Origin of the sequence: Arenibacter amylolyticus (genome assembly GCF_002150785.1) — a bacterium.
GTDB lineage: Bacteria > Bacteroidota > Bacteroidia > Flavobacteriales > Flavobacteriaceae > Arenibacter > Arenibacter amylolyticus.
In genome coordinates, this window is the sequence record NZ_MTAZ01000004.1 from 389776 (window position 1) to 410267 (window position 20492).

Sequence of the window (20492 nt, forward strand, 5' to 3'; positions counted from 1 at the left end):
AAAATGGAATTCACCTATTTTTGCCCAGAAAAGAGGGTGGTCTGTAGCCCGGGGAAACGCAACTATAAACAGATATTTTAAAGGAAAATTCGCCCGATTTAGGGCCAAAATCATAAGCCCAAAGCCTAAGGATGGGATCACTGGGACCTGGGTAGGTATATCAAGAATAAATTTTACCGAACATAATGAGTGATATTAAAATTAAGATTAAAGACCGGGAGGGAGTAGTGCACGAGGTAGATGCACCAACCGATATGAACATGAACCTTATGGAGGTAGTGCGTTCTTACGAACTGGCTCCAGAAGGTACCATCGGGGTTTGTGGAGGAATGGCTATGTGTGCTTCCTGTCAGTGTTATGTAGAATCGGATCATACGCTTCCCGAAATGTCCGATGACGAGGACGCCATGCTTGCTGAGGCGTTTCACGTGCAAGACAATAGTCGCCTAGGCTGCCAAATCCAGATGACCGAAGAGATGGAAGGCTTAGAGGTAACCCTGGCGCCAGAAAGCTAAAAAGGACTCTATTCTCCAAACTTATTTATCACGGAGGGTTGGGTAGCCGCTCCGTGATAAAATATGGTCTCTAAGTCCAGCTTATTGGCTGGTCTATTCGCATAAAACTTTTAGGGATTCTTCCTACTGGCCCAATGCGCCATCATAATGATAGATCCTGCGGTTCCATCCATGGTGGGTTCATTGGTAGAATAATCCCCTATGTCATCGTGATAGGTTACAAATTCGTTTTGAAAGGCTTCAAATACATCGGGGTTCGACAAATGAAGCCCTTTTAAAGAGTTAAAGATGGAGGTGTATACGGGGCCATCTACCAGTCCGCCCGGTACTTCCTTCTTGGTAAGGGCCCATATACTGGTGTGTACGTCTAAGGGATATTCCCCATGATCGGGAAGTTTGGTAAACATAGAAGTGCCCCATGGATTCCTCCCAAAAAGCCAGTCTCGCTGTTCTACTAAAAATTGATTATAAGAAGTATCGCCCGTCATTTTTTCGTAAAGAATGCCCTGTGTAATTATGCTTGTAAGTAAGTTGTTAGAACACCAGACAAAAGGGACGCCAATATTGTATGGGTTTTTGGTAGCGCGTTTTATATTGTCTTCCAGACCGGATTTATAATAGCCTGCCAAAGTCTCCTTAAAATTATCGTCTACTGCATCATAGAGCGCATAATGGCCAAGGTTGATAAAGGGGTAGTATTCGTAATGGGCTACAGAATCCTTAGCAGTCCAAGAAACCGTATTGGCCTTAACCGCATATTCCCTGGCTTCATTTAAGTATTCCTTTTTTCCCGTACTCTTATAGAGTTCTGCAGCGCCCCATTCCATATCGTCTGCCCAGGTTTTTTCGGAATAGCGATAGGGGGCACCAAAGGAATTGCCCTGTTGAAAGCCTTCTTTTTCCCGGCCTAATCTGTACAAACTCTTGGCAGCACGGAGGCATTTGGCTGCAAAAACCGAGTCTTTTAATTCTTCTTTCCATATTCTAGCTGCCAATGCCATTGCTGCAGCAGACCTTCCTGCCAAATTAGAAACTCCTGTTGCCTCACTTTGATACTTTTTAAGGCCTTGTGGCTTGCCCGTGGCAAAATAGGCCACCCGATAGCTGTTGGGACCCCAGCCGTAATCGGAAGGATCTTCATCGGGCATTTTCCACCCAATGTGGTCACGGTCATCTGCAACCTGATGGATCAATTGGTCTGGACCTGGGTGTAGTTTCAAAATCCAATCCAAGCCCCATTTGGCCTCATCCAAAATATCGGGGATGCCATTGGGTATGGGTTGCCCTAAATGGTTTGTAAGGTCATCAAAGGTTTCTGGATACAGCTCATAGGCCATTAGCATATGGGCGGTGGCATAACTACCGGTGATAAGGTATTTTAGTTGGTCACCAGCATCGTGCCATCCTCCGGAGGCATCCACATAGGTGCCCTCGGGCATAGGGCCATAGGCAGAACGGCCATCGCGTTGGTGGCATACCATATCCAAATAAGGATTATAACCACAGCGTTGCTGCCTCATAAACTCCAACAATATATCTGGTTTTTGGTGATAGGCATCGTTCCCAATGGTAAAGGGGGTCGACTTGCTTTTGGATTTTTTTCCCTGTATATAATACCTGCCTGCGGTTTTATGGTCAGAGAAATCAACCTCATAAAAATGATCGAAAGTGCCCCAGCCTTTCCTATCCGACTTTTTAGGTTTAAGGGTAGCTATGGTTTTGTTTGAATCGGCATTGATCAATTGGAAGGTTTCGTTTACCTTGTTGTGGGAAAACACAATAGCGGTTTTATGCTCTTCCTCTATATATCCAACTTGATTGATGCGAATAAACGGTCCACTTGGGCGGTCTTGTGCCATGGAAAAGTGCCCTAAAATAATGCTTAGGAAGCAAATAATGGTGGTTTTCATGGTTGGTATTTTAAGCTATAAGACCTAAATATAAAGTATATCTTGCTGATAATAAAACGTTTCCCTTTAATTGGACCTTGGTTTTGGATAAAGGTAGTAAGGAGGAGGTTTTTTAAAGGCGCCAAAGATATTAGGGGTGTCCTGCCGATAGAAAAATGCAGATGCCCGGATAGATGTTCTTAGTCTGTGTTTAGGAGCTGTGCAACGGTCGTAAATTGGTAGCCCTTATTTTGTAAATAATAGATGAGGGAAGGGAGATAATGGTAGAACTTATCGGTCCTTTTAGGGTCGGTTCCAATGTGGGCCAACAATAAAAAACCATTGAGGCCGTGCGCGTTTTTTTCTTCATACTCGGTAATACTTTCATAGATGGTGTTGCTGGATCGATAGTTTTGGGAATCGGGGGTGGTATAATCGGCATGGGTTAGGGTGCCGTGGGTCATATTGATGAGGGTGAACCCTAATTCTTGTGTCCATTGGGCAATGGTATCATTATACCATTCATAGGGAGGGAGAAAATAGGGTGCGTCTTTTCGCTCTATCCCAAATTTCTTCATCTCCTGGTAATTTCCAAGGAGGTCGCTACCGAATTTCTCTTGGGTCACCAACAGACTATCCCTTTTGGTCCAGTCGCAATATAATAGATGTTCGTTAGAATGCGCCCCTAAATAATGTCCGTCGCGTACCAATTTTTTTATAAGTCGATGAAATTCAGGATTCCGATAAAAATTCCCGGTGAAAAAGAAGGAGGCAGGAATTTTTTCCTTTTTCAGAAGTTTTTGGAGGTAATGCCCACCATCTGCAAATTGATCTCCGGTAAAGACAAGGGAAATGTTTTTCTGGGTACTATCGCCCCGGACCACTGCGCCCTGTACATAGGTAAAGTTTTGCACCAGAGGTTCCTGGGCATGGCCTATAATGGCTGCCAGAAATATTAATTTACATAGTGCAACCAGCCGTAGCATCATATTTTGGTCTTTTTTATATCCTCGCCTGATAAGTGAATAGGTTGTAGTACCTGCCTTCCATGGCAATCAGTTCGTCATGGGTGCCACGTTCTGCTATTCTACCATTTTCAATGACCAGAATTTGATGGGCTTTCCTGATGGTGCTTAAGCGGTGGGCAATCACAAAAGTTGTTCTGCCTTCGGTAAGGGTTGCCAAACTCTTTTGAATCAAGGCCTCGCTTTCGGTATCCAGATTGGAAGTGGCTTCGTCCAAAATCAAGACTTTGGGATTGGCCAATACAGCCCTAGCGATGGCGATACGTTGCCTTTGTCCGCCCGATAGTTTTACACCTCGTTCACCAATCAAGGTATCCAAGCCTTTATCAAACCTATCGGTAAATTCATCCACATAAGCAGCTTTCACCGCTTTCTGTAACTCCTCTTCGCTGGCATCGGGCCTAGGGAATAAAATATTTTCCCGTATGGTCCCTTCAAATAAAAACTCGTCCTGTAATACCACGCCAAGATTTTTTCGGTAGCTGTTGAGGTCTACCTTGGAAAGGTCCGTACCATCTACGGTAATGGTCCCCGATAAGGGATTAAGGAAACTTGCTGCCAGACCCGCAATGGTAGATTTTCCGGATCCAGAACTGCCCACTAGGGCTACCACCTTGCCAGAGCTTACCGTGAAACTGATGTTATGGAGTACCTCCTTGTCTTCCTCATAGGCAAAGGATACATCGTTAAAAGTGATATCTCCCTTTATATTGTCCAAGACTTCCGTTCTTTCCTTCTCCTGGGCTTCTGCAGTCTTATTCATTAACTCCTCTGTTCTATCCAATCCCGCTAATGCTTCCGTAATCTGACTCCCAATATTGCTCATCTGTACAATGGGGGCCACCATCAATCCCAATAAAAAGGTGAAGGTTAAAAACTCCCCAATGGTAAGCTCGTCCATCATAATCTTATACCCTCCAATGCCCATGATACCGGTGGTAGCGATTCCCAATAAAAAGGTAGAAGAGCTGGTCATAAAGGCCGTAGCGGTAAGGCTCTTCTTTACATTTTGGTATAATCGCGCTACGCCTTCCTCAAAAACCTCGTTTTCCTGCGCCTCGGCATTAAATCCTTTAATAACCCGTATGCCACCCAAAGTTTCCGTAAGTCTTCCCGTTACTTCTGCATTTATCTTTCCCCTATTTCTAAATATGGGACGTATAATCTTAAAAGCTTTTAAAGCGATCAGGGCAAAAATCCCAAGGGGAACCAAGGTGAAAACCGTCATAGACGGACTTATGTTCAATAGAAGGACTAGGGAGACTATGGCAGTGATGGTACCTCCAACCAACTGTACCAGTCCTGTTCCTATAAGGTTTCGTACGCCTTCCACATCTGTCATAATCCGTGATACCAAGGCCCCGGATTTGGTGTTGTCAAAGAATCGGATGGGGAGGGTAAGGACCTTCTTCTGTACTTGGGCACGTAGTTCCGAAATTAGATACTGCGCCTGTACACTTAATATTCGGGTGAGCAAAAAGGACGTAACGGCCTGCACCAAAATGGCCAAACCTACTACGATCACAAGGATTTTTAGGAACTCCATATCCTTGTTGGGGATAATATCGTCCATTAAGTATTTGAGAGACATAGGGGCTACAAAACTAGCCGCCCTACTAATTACAATCAATAGTAACCCTATGAAAACCAAATTTCGCCTTGGCCAAATAATGGTTTTAAAGGCGGTGAGCATACTTACTTTTTTTTGGGACATGTAACTTTTTTTATGAAGGATAAGATAACAAAAGTAACAAAAGTAACCCCGTTTTATGCCTACCTAGTTTTCTAGGTGGAAGTACCCCCTTTTATGGAGGTAAGAAGGGATAAAATTAAAAAGGGCTTCATGGAGGTTTTAATAATTAAGCGTACCTTAGTCTACTACCAACAACCGTAATAAATTATGAGACTTTTTTATTTTTTTCTTGTTCTTACCCTCCTATCCTGCAAAACAAACCAAGATGTATCGGAAATGGAGGCCTGGAAGGCCCAAGCGGAAAGGGTGACTATTATTAGGGACAATTTTGGCGTTCCGCATATTTATGGGAAGACAGATGCCGATGCAGTTTTTGGACTGCTGTACGCGCAATGTGAAGACGATTTTAATAGGGTAGAACAAAATTATATATGGGCCACCGGGAGATTGGCAGAGGTAGAAGGTGAGGAGGCTATTTACAGTGACCTAAGAGCCCGCTTGTTTATGACCGAGGAAGAGGCAATTGCTAACTATGAAGCGAGTCCCGCTTGGTTAAGGGAGCTTTGTAAGGCTTTTGCCGATGGAATAAATTACTACCTGCACACCCACCCAGAGGTAAAACCTAAACTTCTGACCCGTTTTGAGCCATGGATGCCCATGTATTTTAGTGAGGGATCTATTGGCGGCGATATAGAGCGGGTAGCTACCCAAAAAATAAAAGCTTTTTACGAAAGCGGGAGGGCCCTTCCAGAAATGGAGGTTTATAAACAAGAAGAACAAAAGAAACAAGAGGAGCCACAAGGTTCTAATGGGATTGCCATTTCTGGGGATCTTACGGAGTCCGGGAATCCCCTGCTCCTGATAAATCCGCATACCTCATTTTATTTTAGGGGTGAGGTGCATATGGTTAGTGAGGAGGGGCTTAACGCCTATGGGGCGGTTACTTGGGGCCAATTCTTTGTATACCAGGGGTTCAATGAAAAAACAGGATGGATGCATACCTCTACCTATACCGATGTGATGGACGAGTTTATGGAAACTATTGTACGGCAAAATGATGAGTTGTATTATGTATATGGAGAGGAATTACGTTCAGTTGAAAGTTCGGATATTCACCTGAAATATTTGGAGGATGGGGTGCTAAAGGAAAAGACATTTCCGGCCTACCATACCCACCATGGTCCCATAACCCATATGGTTGAAGATAGGTGGGTAGCCACGGCCATGATGTGGGAACCAAAAACAGCATTGGAGCAGTCCTTTATTAGAACAAAACAGACGGGTTATAAAGGGTTTAGGGAAATGATGGACATGCGTACCAATTCTTCCAATAACACCGTATATGCGGATGCTGAGGGGAATATCGCTTATTTTCACGGAAATTTTATACCAAAGCGAGATACTATTTTTGATTACTCTAAGCCTGTAGATGGAAGCGATCCAAGAACCGATTGGCAAGGGCTGCACAGCGTAGATGAAAATATCCTATTGTTGAATCCCCAAAATGGATGGTTGCAAAACTGTAATTCAACTCCCTATACCGCTGCGTTGGAGTTTAGCCCTAAAAGAGGGGATTATCCCAACTATATGTCAATAGATAGGGAGAATTTTAGAGGGGTGCATGCTATCAATTTATTGAAAGACAGGGATGGTTTTACCATAGACAATTTAATAAGCTTGGCGCACGATCCCTACCTGCCCGCTTTTGAAAAGCTTATTCCTGGCTTGGTGGAGGCTTTTGATAGGCTAAACCCTAAAAATGATGCCCTAAAGGGACCTATAGAGGTATTGCGCCAATGGGATTTGAAGACCTCCACGGAGGCCGTTGGGATGACCCTAGCCCATTACTATGGTACGCATTACCGCAATAAGGCAGACTTGCCCAATAATATGAGTGATATGGAAGCCATAAACTATCTTGGTACCCAGTCGCCATTATCGGAGCGATTGGCAGCTTTCACAGAGGTGGTAGAACGCTTGGAGGCCGATTTTGGAACGTGGAACCTACCGTGGGGGGAAGTAAACAGATACCAACGTATCAATGGGGATATCCGCCAACCCTTTAATGACTCATTGCCCAGTATACCAATTGGATATGCTTCTGGGCGTTGGGGTGCCTTGGCAGCTTATGGGGCTAGGTATAACAACAATACCAAGAAAATATATGGTACTCGCGGCAATAGTTTTGTAGCGGTAGTAGAATTTGGGGAGAAGGTGAAGGCAAAGAGTATCTTGGCAGGCGGACAAAGTGGGGATCCATCTTCCCCTCATTTTGACGATCAGGCCAAGCGCTTTGCCAATGCAGATTTTAAGGACGTTCTATTTTATAAGGAAGATGTACTTAAAAGGGCTCAGGAGACCTATATTCCTGGAGAGAGGAAACGCTAAGGGCTATTTAATCAGGGTTTATTTACGGGTTTTTATTCCTTAACCACAATAATGGTCGCTTTAGATCCGGTGGATAAATTCCACATATTGGAGTGAATCAATTTACCCTGGTCGTCGTATACGTTTACCTGGGCTGTATTGGGTCCGGAAGTACCCTGATTTAAGGCTTCAAAGTCTATTCTATTAAACCCTTTTTTAAGGTCTAGATTAATACCCTTGAATGCACCTGTAAGAAATACGTTGGGTTCTACCACTTCATCGTTTAGGGAAACCTTAATTCGGTCCCCATCAACATATTCATGATCGCGGTACATGACACCCACAAATTTACCGTTGGTCTTAACATCACCCAGATACATATCCCCAAAATAGGTAGAGGAGCTCTTGCTCTCTTTTTCCCGCACCTTAGGGTCTAGCTTTAGGTTATGGCCCGCTTGAATTAAGTTTCGGGTGGGGAGCATATTAATTTGTCTGGCCGTCAGGGAATCCCTTAGATTGCTCGTAGGCTTCTTGTCTAGTACCGAAGGTATCTTTAGGATAGTGCTTTCCTCTGGCTTATCCATGGTACTCCTATCCCCTTTAATTATTAATGGCTGTGTTGTAGGAAGGTCTGTCTGCGCCCTCCCCAAATTGGAAACTAGAAATACGATAAAACACAAATAAATAATTCTCATAAGGCCAGTTCTAGCTACGGTTGACCTACAAAAATATCAAATACCTTGCCAACAATAGATTAAATGCTTGTTAAATTAAGCCTTATTCTGGGGAGGTTGGGAGGTTGATAGGTTATGTTCTTCTTTGCATCCTTTTTTTATTGAAGCAGGTTTGTTTATAGGGTGATTTTATTGTTGCGTGCTGCCACTTTCCAGCTTCCTGTTATGGTCCCGTCTACAGCTGTTAAAACCCGATTGTACTTTGCCACTGTAGGGCAGATGTGAAGGGGGATGGCATAGGCCAAGGCCCCAATCTTAGGTTGCGAATCCTGGGGGCAATGGACCACCAAATGCTCCTCGCTTTGCCCGGTTTGTTCTGTATTGGAGACATTTAAAAAATGTATCCTAGGTAGTTCCTTTTCACAGGCCACCCATTTATGGCCCAAATCAAAACATAGCATATCCGTATTAGGCTTGCTAACTATCCTGGTAAGGAGCACTGCGGCCGGAAGGAATGCTAAATCTTTAAAGGAGTTGCCATAGCCGGCATCCCATAATAGCGTGGTTCCCGGACTGGTTTCTACCCCTTGTCTTTCGGCATGAAACGGAAAGGTAGGGGAGCCGCCAGCGATAATTGTAGGTACGGGGATATGTGCGTCTTCCAACGACTTTTTAAGTGCTAATACAGGAGCAAAATCCCGGTCGCATGTCTTTTTACGTGCTATAGGGTCCTTATCCCGGATATGGCCATCGTATACATGCAAGCCACTGGCTATAAGGTGAGGATGTTTATGGATTGCTTTATAGAGCTCCTCTGCAGCAGTACCCGGTACTATTCCACTTCTGTTCATCCCATTGTTAATATCTACCCAAAGGGAGATTTTCAGGTTCTTTTCAGCAGCCCTGTTGGCAATCTCCATAGCAATCTCCAGATTATCCGTAATTGTAGAGAAATGGGCCTCTGGGAAGGTAGCTATTAGGGAGAAAAATCGCGCTATGTTTGCCCCTACTGGCTGCATGGCCAAAAGGATGTCCTTGGCTCCGCATTGCCCCAGCAATTCTGCTTCGGCAATAGTGGCACATTTAAACTTATTAATTCCAGCTTGTAGTTGTAGCTGAACAATCTCGGCCATTTTATGGGTTTTTATATGTGGCCTTAAATACTGCGCCCCTCCTGCTATCTGGATCATGGTCTTAATATTTTCCGCTATCCGCTCAGGATAAACCACTAGGGAAGGCGTAAGGATGTTGTTGGTTTCGGTAAGGGTATACCAATCTTTTGTTGTCATCTGTCGTCATTTTAATTGCCTTGAAATCATGTGAGGAATTGCCTGCGTTGGCTGAACTTTTGATGTTCCAAAGGCTTTCAACCTTAAAGCTACTGTGTTTGGAAGGGAATGCCAAGCGCAACTTCATAATTCTTTTGGAGCTATTATTAAATGTGCTTGTATTTAGAGGAATAGATTTAGAACCAATACCCCTACTAAGCCCATCACGCCTACGGTTGTTTCCATAACGGTCCAAGTGCGCAGGGTTTCGTTTACGGTTAGGTTAAAATATTCCTTGAAAAGCCAAAAACCGCTATCGTTCACATGCGAAAGCATTAAACTACCAGATCCTATGGCAAGGACCATTAATTCCGGACTGGTACCAGTGGCCGATACCAAGGGTAAAACGATTCCGGCGGTAGTGAGACCCGCAACGGTGGCAGAGCCTACACAGACCCTAATAACCGTGGCTACCATCCAGGCAAGAACAAGGGGGGATAGGGCAGAGTCTTTTAAAATTTCTGCAATATATAAACTCACTCCACTGTCTATAAGTACTTGTTTTAAGGCTCCGGCCCCTGCGATGATAAGTAGAATCATGGTAATCCCAGATATCCCACTGCTAACCGAACCCATAATTTCCGGCATTTTTTTGCCCCTGGCCAATCCTAGGGTGTAAATAGCCACTAATACAGATAAGAGCATGGCCACTACCGGATTCCCAATAAAATGTAGGAAGGGAAGAAGAGGATTTTCTGCTGGGATGAAGAGATCTGCCAAGGTAGCCATCACAATCAGGAGAATGGGCAGCAATGCAGTAAAGATACTGGTTGCCATTCCGGGCATCTCCGACTCCTTTAGGATACGTGGGTTTACAAATTCTTTTAAAGGGGTGGCAGTAATATTCTTTATAGTACGGGAAAATAAGGGGCCTGCAACAATAATGGCAGGGATGGCGATGATGATTCCGTACAAGAGGGTTTTTCCAATATCTGCATTAAAAGTGGTGGCTATGGCCGTTGGGGCAGGGTGCGGGGGTAAGTAACCGTGTGTAACGGATAGGGCAGCAATCATAGGAAGCCCAACGTATAAGAGAGGAAGCCGGGTAGCGGCAGCAATAGTAAAAATTAAGGGAATAAGAATAACAAAACCTACGGAGTAAAACATGGGGATTCCCACAATAAAACCAGTGAGCACCAAGGCCCATTGTATGTTTTTAGTGCCAAATTTGGCTACCAAACGGCTAGTGATCTGTTGTGCTGCTCCACTGTCTGCTACTAGTTTTCCCAGCATAGCCCCTAATCCCAAAATCATGACCAAAAAACCAAGCGTGCTCCCAATTCCATTCTGAATGGATTGGACCAAGAGTTCCAACTCCATGCCCTCGGCAATGCCAACCCCTAGTGAAACAATGATAAAGGCAATAAAGGCGTTGAGCTTAAATCTGGCAATTAGGATAAAGAGGAGTACTATCCCAAGGACTACGATCAGTAAAGGCATAGGGTTGGTTTTGAGGGTTCGTTGGTTTTTAATCTTTAAATATACTATTTATTAACCTAGATGTAAATAGCACCTTTTGCTTAATTTTTTTTGATCAATGGTAAAAAAAATAAGGAACCCCTAAGTTAAAAGGAGTAGGTAAAACTTAGGGTGTAATAGTCCCTGCCGCTAGAAAATCCAAGGTTCATAGTATTGTTAACATACGGTTTGGTGAATAAGTAAGTGCTTCCAATTCCAATGAGGGCGCCGGCAGAAACATCCCAAAAATCGTGGTATCCATCCGGTGCTTCTGTTCTGCTCACTGCAACAATGGTTGCCAGAATATAGGCCGGAATACCGTACTTATTACCGTACCTTCGCTGTATAAAGGAGGCCCCGGAAAAGGCAGATGAGGTGTGTCCAGAAGGGAACGAATCGTAGAGTTCCCTGCCCTCGGGCCTTTTCTTTTTGGTCAGTTTTTTTAAGGAATAGGTAAGTGCCATAGTGGTCGCATAGGAGAAAGCCAGTTTTTTGGTCCCTTGGTAATCTTTATGGAGCAAGGTCATGATTCCTGCACTAAGCGGTAAGGCCATTTGTAGGACGTCGCCTGTATCTTCCAAAGCATACTCCCATTGCTCGTGCCCTCCTTCTGTATCTTGGGCATACCCCAAACAACCAAATAAAAGGCAAACCCATATCAGCGAGTGGGAAGTTATTTTCATGGGTAGTGTTTGTTCTTGTAAGATACTAAAAATTGAGTAGGCATAAAAGAAGGACGCCCCTTGGAAATTAGGGGTGGCTTTGTTTTGGTGCACATTGGTTTATTTCGTAACTTTAAAGGAGGCCCTCTTAAGAAATGGAAGGTTAGTTGCTTTTCCCTTTCTTGCTCCCCGTTGATGAAGAAGGTCCGCAAGAAAGCTCAGACATTTTTTCTACGGAAAAAGTATTAATAGCATCCACATAAAGAATACGCCATGGCACCACCTTTTGTTTTTTTGGTATTGTTCGTATTATTTCTCCTGTCGGGAATACGAATTGTTTACGAATATAAACGGGCCCTAAAATTTAGGTTCGGTCGGTATATTAAAACCCTGCAACCGGGTTTTAGGTGGATTATTCCTATTGTAGAAACTATTCAGGTAGTGGACATTCGGGTGATTACCATTAATATTATTTCCCAGGAAGTAATGACGGAAGACAATGTACCCTGTAGCATAGATGGTGTGGTCTTCTTTAGGATTAACGACCCTGAAAAAGCGGTGTTGGAAGTAGAGGAATATCGCTTCGCCATTACGCAATTATCACAGGCTGCCTTAAGGGATGTTTGTGGAAAAGTGGAATTGGACACCATCTTATCCAAGCGCGAAGAGATGGGAAAAAATATTAAGGCCATTGTAGAATTGGAGACCAAGGAGTGGGGTATAGAAATAATAGATGTTAAGATCAAGGATATTCAATTGCCCGAAAACATGAAGCGTATGATGGCTAATCAGGCCGAGGCGGAGCGTTCTAGAAGGGCCAGAATCATTCTCGCCTTGGCCGAGGAGCAGGCAGCCGGAAAACTGCTGGAAGCGGGTAAACTCATAGACCAGTCCCCATCTGCTATTAAGCTGCGACTCTATCAAACTCTTTCCAATATTGCCGCCGAAAAAAACTCGACCATTCTATTTCCTTTCCCAGAAGAGGTGCTACCAAGGAAACCAAAACCTTGATCTGAAATTCGAAAAATACGCTATACCATCTTGTGACATACATGGAGATGGGTATTTATTGAGCTGGAATTGAAGCGAACAAATGAAAACCTGATGCAAATTTTTGTAGAACCCAATTATGGGAACTTTTAAAACCCTCCCCGGTTTTTCTTCGTGCGCCTGAGCGTACGAATAATCTAAAAAAAGATGCTATCATGAAAAAGACTTCTTTAATACCCCTTTTTGGGGCCGCTATTCTGTTTGGTGCATGCCTTAGCGATGACAACGGGGAATTTATTCCCGTATTTAATTCGGCAGATTTTACAGTTACCATAGAAAACGTAGTAATTCCTAAACCTATTTTTCAGTCAGCTGTATTCAATATACCTGAGGGTGCGACGGATCCGGCACCTATTTTTCCAGGGGATGCCTATGAATTTACTATAAATGCAGGTCCCGTAGTAGTGCCTAATGATGGTGGTACTCGCTTGTCATTTGTGAGTATGTTTGTGCAATCTAACGACTTGTTTTTTGCTCCGGCAGAAGAAGGCATCGCCCTTTATGATGCCATGGGTAATCCCATTGGAGCCAACGGCCCGGAAGATGTTACAGACCAAGTACTCTTATGGGATGCGGGTACGGAGGTGAATGAGGAAACCGGTGGTCCAAATCAGAAACCCCAACAGGATCCGGATGCAGAAGATCAGGGAGTAGATGAAAATGGGGTGGTGACCCTAGTAGAAAACAATATGGACGCATTTGGGAACGTCATTCCCGATAATAATGCGGTGATCAAAGTAAGCATTGAAAATACAGGGCCTGCCCAGTTTACCGTTCGGATCGAAAATGTTTCCACTGCCAGTACCATCCCTACTCCGGGACAAGGAGCGGGTACTACTGCTGCAGTACCTTTATCTCCAGGAGTTTATGTAGTCCATACTTTAGAATCACCATTTTTTGAAGAGGGAAGTGCATTGGCCAATGCCGGTCTTGTACAAAGTGCCGAAGGGGTAGAAAATATCGCCGAAGATGGTTTTACCGAAGCCTTAGCCGTGGATACCCAAGAAAGTACTGGCTTAATTATTCCCTTGTCCCCTGGGGTATGGGCTGTTCATAGCATGGGTGTTCATCCAATTTATAGTAGCGGGAATAACGATTTTGGCGAGGGACTGGAAGCTGTGGCAGAAGATGGTGACCCTAGCATGCTACTGGCCTCCCTCCAAGGTAAAACGGGAGTAGTATCTACGCAGGTATTCAATATTCCCACAGGGGCTACAGACCCAGGGCCAATAGGGCCTGGTGGGAGCTATGCGTTTTCTTTTACCGCGATAGAGGGAGATTACCTTTCCTTTGCAACGATGTTCGTACAGAGCAACGACTGGTTTTATGCCTTTTCCGAAAATGGGATTCCACTATTTGAAAATAGACAGCCGATTAGTGGAGACATAACTTCACAGGTTTTTCTTTATGATGCAGGTACGGAAATCGATGAGTACCCCGGAGCCGGACTCTCCCAAGTAATTAGACAGTCTGCTTCCAATACGGGAAGTAATGACCCTGATGCTACGGTAAGGTTGGTGGACCCAACATCCCAACCCAATGTGCCAGAATCTGCAGGAGTTATTAAGGTTAGTATTACCGCTACTCCAAGACAATAAGCCATAAGTACGTTGCCCCATGGCACGAATGCTATGCGAATGGGGCAAGTTCTAAAGTTCTTTTCGGATGAATATATTGCTGAAAAGCCTTCGTAGAACAAGCTTTTTTATTTTTTAAAAAATCTGTCCAAACTGATAATTATCATAGGTAAACCGATAATTATTGGGGAAATTAGAGTGACAATTTGTACCGTCATGAAACCTAAAAAGAACCCCAAGGTAGATTTGAACAAAAAAAGTGGTCTTTTTTTTGTTATCGGCCTTGTTTTGGTTCTTTTTGTGGTTTGGAGGGCCTTGGAATTGCGTACCTATCCTAAAGAAGGGGCAGAAGTAGAAATATTATCTGTGGTAGATAATTTGGATGAGATGGTACCTATAACGGATGCCCCAAAATTACCCCCGCCTCCTGCGCCCCCAGCGGCACCAGAGATTATTGAAATTGTAGAGGACATTGCTAAGATAGAGGAAACGGTTATCCAAAGCACCGAAACTAATCAGGAAACGGTGGTGGAAGCTGCTCCCCTAAAGGTAGAGGACGTTGTTGTAGTAGAAGAGGAGGAGGAAGATGTGGAAGTGCCCTTTGCGGTTATTGAAAATGTGCCGGTATTCCCTGGCTGTACAGGGAAAAACAATGACGCCTTAAAAGCGTGTTTTCAAAAGAAAATACAAGAACATATACAGAAACATTTCACTTATCCGGATGTGGCCGTAGAGTTGGGCATTGAGGGTAGGGTATATGTTCAATTTATAATAAATAATACCGGAGAAATTGTACAGATACAGACCAGGGGGCCAGATAAGTTATTGGAGAAAGAGGCCAACAGAATTATTGCCGCACTACCACATATGGAGCCTGGAAAGCAACGTGGGAGGGCCGTTAAAGTGTCGTATATCATCCCCATAACCTTTAGGTTGCAATAATTTAGAAGCACCCATGTTCTTTTGAGCTTTAAAACTCAAAGCCAAATCCTATTTGAACAATATTCCCCTCTACAGAATTAAAATATCCTGCGTTAAAGGTGAGGAAGTTGTAGCCGCTTACCCATGCCCCAAGCCCTTGGGAAGTATGCCATTTATTGCTGTTTTCTCCTTTTTCCCAAACTCGCCCATAATCAAACCCTCCATAAAGTCCCACAGTAATAGGGGCCACAGCTGTCGCAATCCTTTTTATGCGAACCCTTAGGTCTGTGGTATTGTAGAAATAGGAACGGCCGGCAAATCGGTCGTCCCTAAATCCGCGTAGGCCATTATTGCCCCCTAGGGCAGGTGCATGATAAAAGAAATAGCCGCCACCACCTATATTGGTCTTATATTCTGCCGTGCTGCTTAAAACTAGATTACCAGAGGGGATCAGCTTGTGGCTAAAACCGAGCTTAAAGGCAAAATAGCCAAATTGATTGTTGTGGATACGGGTATTCATTTTATAGCCCAAGTTTAATCCAAAATACAAAGCCTTAGTAGGGAAATCTGCCGCATCGTCCATTTTATAATGAGCGGAAGTCTCTGCCCCCACATATTGTTGGGATTCAAAAACATCACTATCTACATTGGAAGGATTAAAATACCTATCCTCCAGATCCTTTAATTTAAAAGATTCAAAGAGTCCCTTTATTTTTAAGGTATGATACGCTATCCCTGCTTTTAATTGTAGTTGTTGCATTCTGGCGCGATAAAAATCACGTCCCAAATCGTCTTCCAAGTTTAAGGATCCGTTTCCAAGACCAAAAAAATTGTGGGAAAACCTATTGGAGGTATAGTACCCGTCCAATTCCAAATTCCATTTGGGTATAATGTTAGCGAATAGGCCTGCATAAGATAATTCCAGCGCTTTAAATTTGAAATAATAATTGGCGGCCAAACGATGTTTCTGACTGAAATTACTCCCGTTAAAACCGCTGTGCGTATAGGTGTTTGAAGCACCTAAATAGAAACCGTCATCCGTTCTAAACCCAATGGAAGGGACCAACACATTACTGTTGCTGCCAAAATACCGCCAATGATAAGTGTTGATTTCGTAGAGATTGCTCAACGTTTTAGAGGGGGTTTTTTCCTCAAATTCCGATTCCTCATGCTTCCAGTCGTATACTTTTAAGGCATTAGCGTTCGTTATTTTGTATTGATCCTTCCCATAGCCTCCTATCAATCGGATAAATATGTTACTTTTACCCTCTCCGGAAACCTCAAAAATATCCCCGTCGCCTAAAGCATAGATCCAAATTTCCTTGGTGCTTCTGGGATCAAAGGTGCGTTCGTACATCAGCTCATTTTCTTCGTCTGTTAACAACCGCTTCATAACCACCTTGGTTTTTCCATCCGCACGTCTGGTTACTTCTATAAGGTCATCCTTCTCGGTGCCGTGTATCAACACCTTTTCGTCTAGGAATTCCCCGTATTCCTTGGCGTATTTATGAAGGTTCTGAAGTCGCTTCTTTAAACTACTTTTAATTTTTGCACTGGTAGTATCCCTTACTTCTTTAGGGAGTCGCATAAATGCTTTGTCTATTTCCTCCTCGGAAAGTTTTTCCTGTATATATCTAGCCTGTTCTTCCCATACGGAGGCATTGTGTTGGTTAAGAAGGGCACGGTCTAACCTATTGCCCCCAATATTTAACCATTTTACATCTTGTATTTCAGGGCCATAGGATTGCCATCGCCTTGCTGCTGGGACAAAAAGCTTAATGGCCTTTATAGCATTTCCATCAAATTTGGGAAAGGCATTGTCCCTATCTCTAGGAATAGGAAGAAATTCGGTATTCCCATCGTCTTTCTCATATTCTGCCCAGCGCCATTGATCTTGATGTCGATCCCAATCCCCAACAAGCATATCAAAAATACGTGCCCTAATAAAATCTTTTTGGTCTGTGGTGTACGACTCATCACTGTTAATTTTCTCCAACATATCGGTGGTGCTCTCCATCACCTTAACTTTCCCTGCCTCATCTATCGCCCTTCTGTATCCCTTAAAATTAACCTGTTCATCCGATGGGCGTTCTTCAATAAAGTAGAGTTCATCCCCAAATTCGTCGTTGAGCGCGCCTAGGCGTTCTTGCTTTGGGATGTAGAAGAGGGACGGACTTGAGTGGTTTACGTCAACTGCCCTTGCCATGGGATTAATAACCAATTGCATATACGGGTGGGCGGTAGTGAAAAAATCGGATATCACTTCCTCTGTCCATGTGTCCTTGTACTCCTCTTCGTTGAAAGCAATTCCTTTTATTTTGAATCGCAGAAATTTAAGGGCGTTCTTTCTTAAAGATCGCATAGAATATTCCTTGCCATCCTTATCTGCCAGTCTTATAGAGTAAGACTGATGTCCTCCCCCTTTTTTTACCACCTCCAATCCTCCATAGAGGGTATCTAAATATGCAACCGGTGCGGTGACGGATTTTCCAAAATAATCCCTGTAGCGTTCACCCCATAGAAATTTGTAGAATTTAGATTTGTTCAATTTTTCTTCGTCGTCCAAAATGGCGACTTGTTCTATAGTATTCTTGTTTCTAGCAATGTTCTCAACAGGGGGTGTTTTTTTAAGGGGAGGGAGAACCGCCATCCCGGTGGTAGCGTCCTCGCTTATAAATGTGGCCTTGGAAGACCCATCCATAAAATAATCTAGCTTCGCGAAGCCTGTGGTGCCCGCGGTAAATTTCCCCTCATATTTTAGGGAGCCCCCTATAGTAGTGATATAGTCCTTCCCTAAATTAGTGGGGGTGTTATTGGTTAAGGAACCTCCAATAACCTGGTGAATGTCCCCGCCTGTAAGGTATTGAAGACTTTCCTCATGGCCAGAGACAATGGTAATCCTATCCGATGCCTTGGCCAAGGCACTTACTAAAATCCTTAGATAATTATACCGCCTACTATTTAAGAGGTCTGGAGAGAAGGCCCCAAGCTCCCAAATACCGTGCATGAGGGTTCCTATAAGAGGGAGGGGGGTAAGGTGATTTTTTAAACTTTCCCGTCCGGCATATTTCCCATTGCTAAAAATGGGATGATGCATGGCAATAACTATATTTTTGTCCTGGCCATCATTAATATAACCTTCCAATTCTTCCAAAAATCGCCTTCTAGTAGTAATGTCGGTGCATTTTTTATTGATGTCCTCCACCCTAGACCAGTTAGAAATAAACCACTTGGAGTCTACCAAAATTAAATCTAATTGATCATTGATAACCACTTGTTCTATTGGGCATGCATTCTCAGGGTAAAAATGAATCCTTTCATTGTCTAAATCCTTTATATAGTCTTCCACCCTTTCTACCTTCCCGCTTTTAAAGCTCTTCCACTCGTTGTTTCCCGGAAGGAAAATGGTGTTTCCCTTAAAATTTTGGATCAATTTTAAGTGCGCATCCAACAGATCTTTATCTAACTCCCAGGCCCCCTCTTTTGGTGAAATCTGATCTCCGGTAAAAATGAGGGTGCTTTCTTCCGAGGCTTTGTTAAGTTCCTTTGCCAAAAGAGAAAAGCTAGGGTAGGTACCACCCTGGTTTTTATTGCCATAACCGCCTGCAATATATATGCTATGGGCTACCTTCTTCCCTGAGTTGCTTACCTTATCTAGGGATGGCGTTTCACTAAACTGGGGAGCATAAGTAGCGCAGGCGTTAATTATACTTATGCATACGGTAAGAATACAGGTTTTAATAAGCCATTTCATAGACATTGGTGATGGATTTATGGGTTGCCAATCTTTAAGTTGCTTAGGTGAATTGGTACACTTCCTAAAATGATTAGTGAGGGGGTGCTGACATAATATGGTATTTAACTCTCTAAAATAAATCCGGAAACAATGATTCCTATTAGAAGTAATAGTAAGATTGCCGTAACAATTCCAGTGGCCAGTATGGTCTTTTTGTTTTTCTGAAAGACGTATTGCTTGGTTGGATCCTTTTCCTTTTTAATGAATTTGGTGTTTTCTTCTCCTTGTTTTATAGCCATGATTTTACATTTTTAGTACCCGAAAAGTACATAGCAAGGCCCAAAACACTTAATCCATTCGGTGTGAATGTTAACGCTATTATTTAGGGTCTATGAAGCTACCCTTTTGCACCCTTGTAAGATCTATGTAGTGGAATTCTATTTTCCCCAGATGCTCTTCCTTAATTAAACCTTTTTCAAAAAGCGCCCATTCTAATTGAATGTTTACTTCTTCCTCACTAAATTGGGATAGTAAATCATTGGAAATTAATATGTATTCTTCCTCCGGGATGTTGTTCTTAAGTAGGCGATGGGCGGTAATCACATCTTCACCAATCAATTTTATCCGTTTTCCAACAGCTACCAATCCAACCTCTTCACCGTAATGTAATATTATTTTTAATCCGAGCACCTCGGGAATAATCTTTGCAGCCTCCGTTCCCTGGTGTCGTTTTTTTAAAGCGTATAGTTGCTTGTAGAATTCCGTATAAAAAAACTTACATTGGTTAAGTAGGTCTTTTAAGGAAGGAAGGTCCCCAGTTTTATAAAATAAAACGGCATCTCCCTCTATTTCGGAAATTTTTAATCCAATGTCGTTAGAATAAACAATCTTATTGAGAAGAGAGGGAATCACTTTTGAGCTTAATTCAAAATCGGTTTTACTCATAAATTGTGTAAAACCACTTATGTCCGGGATGCATAATAAGGTAGGTAAGGCTTTCATCGATATAGTTTGTAGTGTTAAATCTATACGGGGCTAAGGCTTAAGTTTTTAGAAGGACATTAGATTAGGAGCCGTAATTGGCCGACTCATAACAAACCCTGCTAAATTTCTAATGGGCCACCGTTCCCTTAGAAAGACCATGTAAAATAGGTTGTTTTTTTATTAGTCATGCGCATTCGTAGCATCTGTGATAAAGAAAAGTGTTATAGCATTAAAATTTTAACTGTTTAGGGGTCATAGTTCCTGTAAGGCCTTGTTATCTTTAACTATATGGGCATTAAATTGATGTCGTAATAATAAATTATACATTATGGGAAAGAGCATTTATTCTTTACTGGTAACCCTATTTATTCTTTGTGCCATCTGGAGCTGTAGGGAGACTAAAACAACAGAGAAAGAAGTTAAGGGAGACGTGGAACGTGCGGTAGATGAAGCAGCAGAGGGTATAGAAAGAGCCGGCGAGGAAGTTAAGGGGGCCTATAAGGATGTGAAGGAGGAGGTAGATGGGAGTACCGATGATAATTGACGAATTATAAAGGCTATTTAATTTCCTAGGTATTTAGGTGAGATTTGGTCCTCAGGAAAATAGTGTTGT

Annotated in this window: 16 protein-coding genes; 6 read left to right on the forward strand and 10 right to left on the reverse strand. The window is 43.1% G+C overall.

Features of this window, described 5'->3' with window-relative positions:
• Positions 1-185 precede the first annotated feature (185 nt).
• Entirely contained in the window at positions 186-515 is a 330-nt protein-coding gene (locus tag BV214_RS02460; protein ID WP_086475878.1) for a 2Fe-2S iron-sulfur cluster-binding family protein, read from the forward strand.
• A 110-nt stretch (positions 516-625) separates the two neighbouring features.
• On the opposite strand, the gene BV214_RS02465 is transcribed toward BV214_RS02460, so the two are convergent.
• The 3 genes from BV214_RS02465 to BV214_RS02475 all read right to left on the reverse strand — a co-directional run bounded on the left by BV214_RS02465 (position 626) and on the right by BV214_RS02475 (position 5143).
• A complete protein-coding gene (locus BV214_RS02465) occupies positions 626-2425 on the reverse strand; it encodes a glycoside hydrolase family 9 protein (RefSeq protein ID WP_086475879.1) in 1800 nt (599 codons plus the stop codon).
• A 179-nt stretch (positions 2426-2604) separates the two neighbouring features.
• On the reverse strand, positions 2605-3393 hold the full coding sequence (locus BV214_RS02470) for a polysaccharide deacetylase family protein (protein ID WP_086475880.1): 789 nt from the start codon (positions 3391-3393) through the stop codon (positions 2605-2607).
• A gap of 13 nt (positions 3394-3406) precedes the next feature.
• Positions 3407-5143: an ABC transporter ATP-binding protein gene (locus BV214_RS02475; RefSeq protein ID WP_086475881.1), complete on the reverse strand. Its 1737-nt coding sequence runs from the start codon at positions 5141-5143 to the stop codon at positions 3407-3409.
• Between the two features lie 186 nt (positions 5144-5329).
• Here BV214_RS02475 and BV214_RS02480 point away from each other — a divergent pair, with 186 nt between their 5' ends.
• Positions 5330-7510 carry an acylase gene (locus tag BV214_RS02480; RefSeq protein WP_086475882.1) on the forward strand — a complete coding sequence of 727 codons (2181 nt, stop codon included), beginning with the start codon at positions 5330-5332 and terminating at the stop codon, positions 7508-7510.
• Positions 7511-7542: 32 nt separating this feature from the next.
• Here the strand turns inward: BV214_RS02480 and BV214_RS02485 are convergent, their stop codons facing one another.
• The 4 genes from BV214_RS02485 to BV214_RS02500 all read right to left on the reverse strand — a co-directional run bounded on the left by BV214_RS02485 (position 7543) and on the right by BV214_RS02500 (position 11632).
• A complete protein-coding gene (locus tag BV214_RS02485) occupies positions 7543-8184 on the reverse strand; it encodes a hypothetical protein (protein WP_086475883.1) in 642 nt (213 codons plus the stop codon).
• Between the two features lie 155 nt (positions 8185-8339).
• Positions 8340-9452 carry a D-TA family PLP-dependent enzyme gene (locus BV214_RS02490; protein ID WP_086475884.1) on the reverse strand — a complete coding sequence of 371 codons (1113 nt, stop codon included), beginning with the start codon at positions 9450-9452 and terminating at the stop codon, positions 8340-8342.
• Between the two features lie 162 nt (positions 9453-9614).
• A complete protein-coding gene (locus BV214_RS02495) occupies positions 9615-10931 on the reverse strand; it encodes a gluconate:H+ symporter (protein WP_086475885.1) in 1317 nt (438 codons plus the stop codon).
• A gap of 125 nt (positions 10932-11056) precedes the next feature.
• The gene (locus tag BV214_RS02500; protein WP_140157703.1) at positions 11057-11632 is read right to left on the reverse strand and encodes a phosphatase PAP2 family protein; all 576 of its coding nucleotides are present in this window, start codon (positions 11630-11632) and stop codon (positions 11057-11059) included.
• Between the two features lie 252 nt (positions 11633-11884).
• Between BV214_RS02500 and BV214_RS02505 the strand changes: the two genes are divergently transcribed.
• The 3 genes from BV214_RS02505 to BV214_RS02515 all read left to right on the forward strand — a co-directional run bounded on the left by BV214_RS02505 (position 11885) and on the right by BV214_RS02515 (position 15180).
• Positions 11885-12622, forward strand: coding sequence for a slipin family protein (locus tag BV214_RS02505; protein WP_086475887.1), 738 nt, complete (start codon positions 11885-11887; stop codon positions 12620-12622).
• 194 nt (positions 12623-12816) lie between these two features.
• Positions 12817-14259 carry a spondin domain-containing protein gene (locus BV214_RS02510; RefSeq protein ID WP_086475888.1) on the forward strand — a complete coding sequence of 481 codons (1443 nt, stop codon included), beginning with the start codon at positions 12817-12819 and terminating at the stop codon, positions 14257-14259.
• Between the two features lie 195 nt (positions 14260-14454).
• Positions 14455-15180, forward strand: a complete 726-nt coding sequence (locus tag BV214_RS02515) for an energy transducer TonB (protein ID WP_086475889.1) — start codon at positions 14455-14457, stop codon at positions 15178-15180.
• A 28-nt stretch (positions 15181-15208) separates the two neighbouring features.
• Here BV214_RS02515 and BV214_RS02520 read toward each other — a convergent pair whose 3' ends face one another.
• The 3 genes from BV214_RS02520 to BV214_RS02525 form a co-directional block, all read right to left on the reverse strand.
• Positions 15209-18913: a metallophosphoesterase gene (locus BV214_RS02520; RefSeq protein ID WP_086475890.1), complete on the reverse strand. Its 3705-nt coding sequence runs from the start codon at positions 18911-18913 to the stop codon at positions 15209-15211.
• A 104-nt stretch (positions 18914-19017) separates the two neighbouring features.
• Positions 19018-19194, reverse strand: a complete 177-nt coding sequence (locus tag BV214_RS16705; RefSeq protein ID WP_176328438.1) for a hypothetical protein — start codon at positions 19192-19194, stop codon at positions 19018-19020.
• A 79-nt stretch (positions 19195-19273) separates the two neighbouring features.
• Positions 19274-19897, reverse strand: a complete 624-nt coding sequence (locus BV214_RS02525) for a DUF2652 domain-containing protein (RefSeq protein ID WP_086475891.1) — start codon at positions 19895-19897, stop codon at positions 19274-19276.
• A 310-nt stretch (positions 19898-20207) separates the two neighbouring features.
• On the opposite strand from BV214_RS02525, the gene BV214_RS02530 reads away from it, so the two are divergent.
• Positions 20208-20423: a hypothetical protein gene (locus BV214_RS02530; protein WP_086475892.1), complete on the forward strand. Its 216-nt coding sequence runs from the start codon at positions 20208-20210 to the stop codon at positions 20421-20423.
• Positions 20424-20492: the final 69 nt, after the last annotated feature.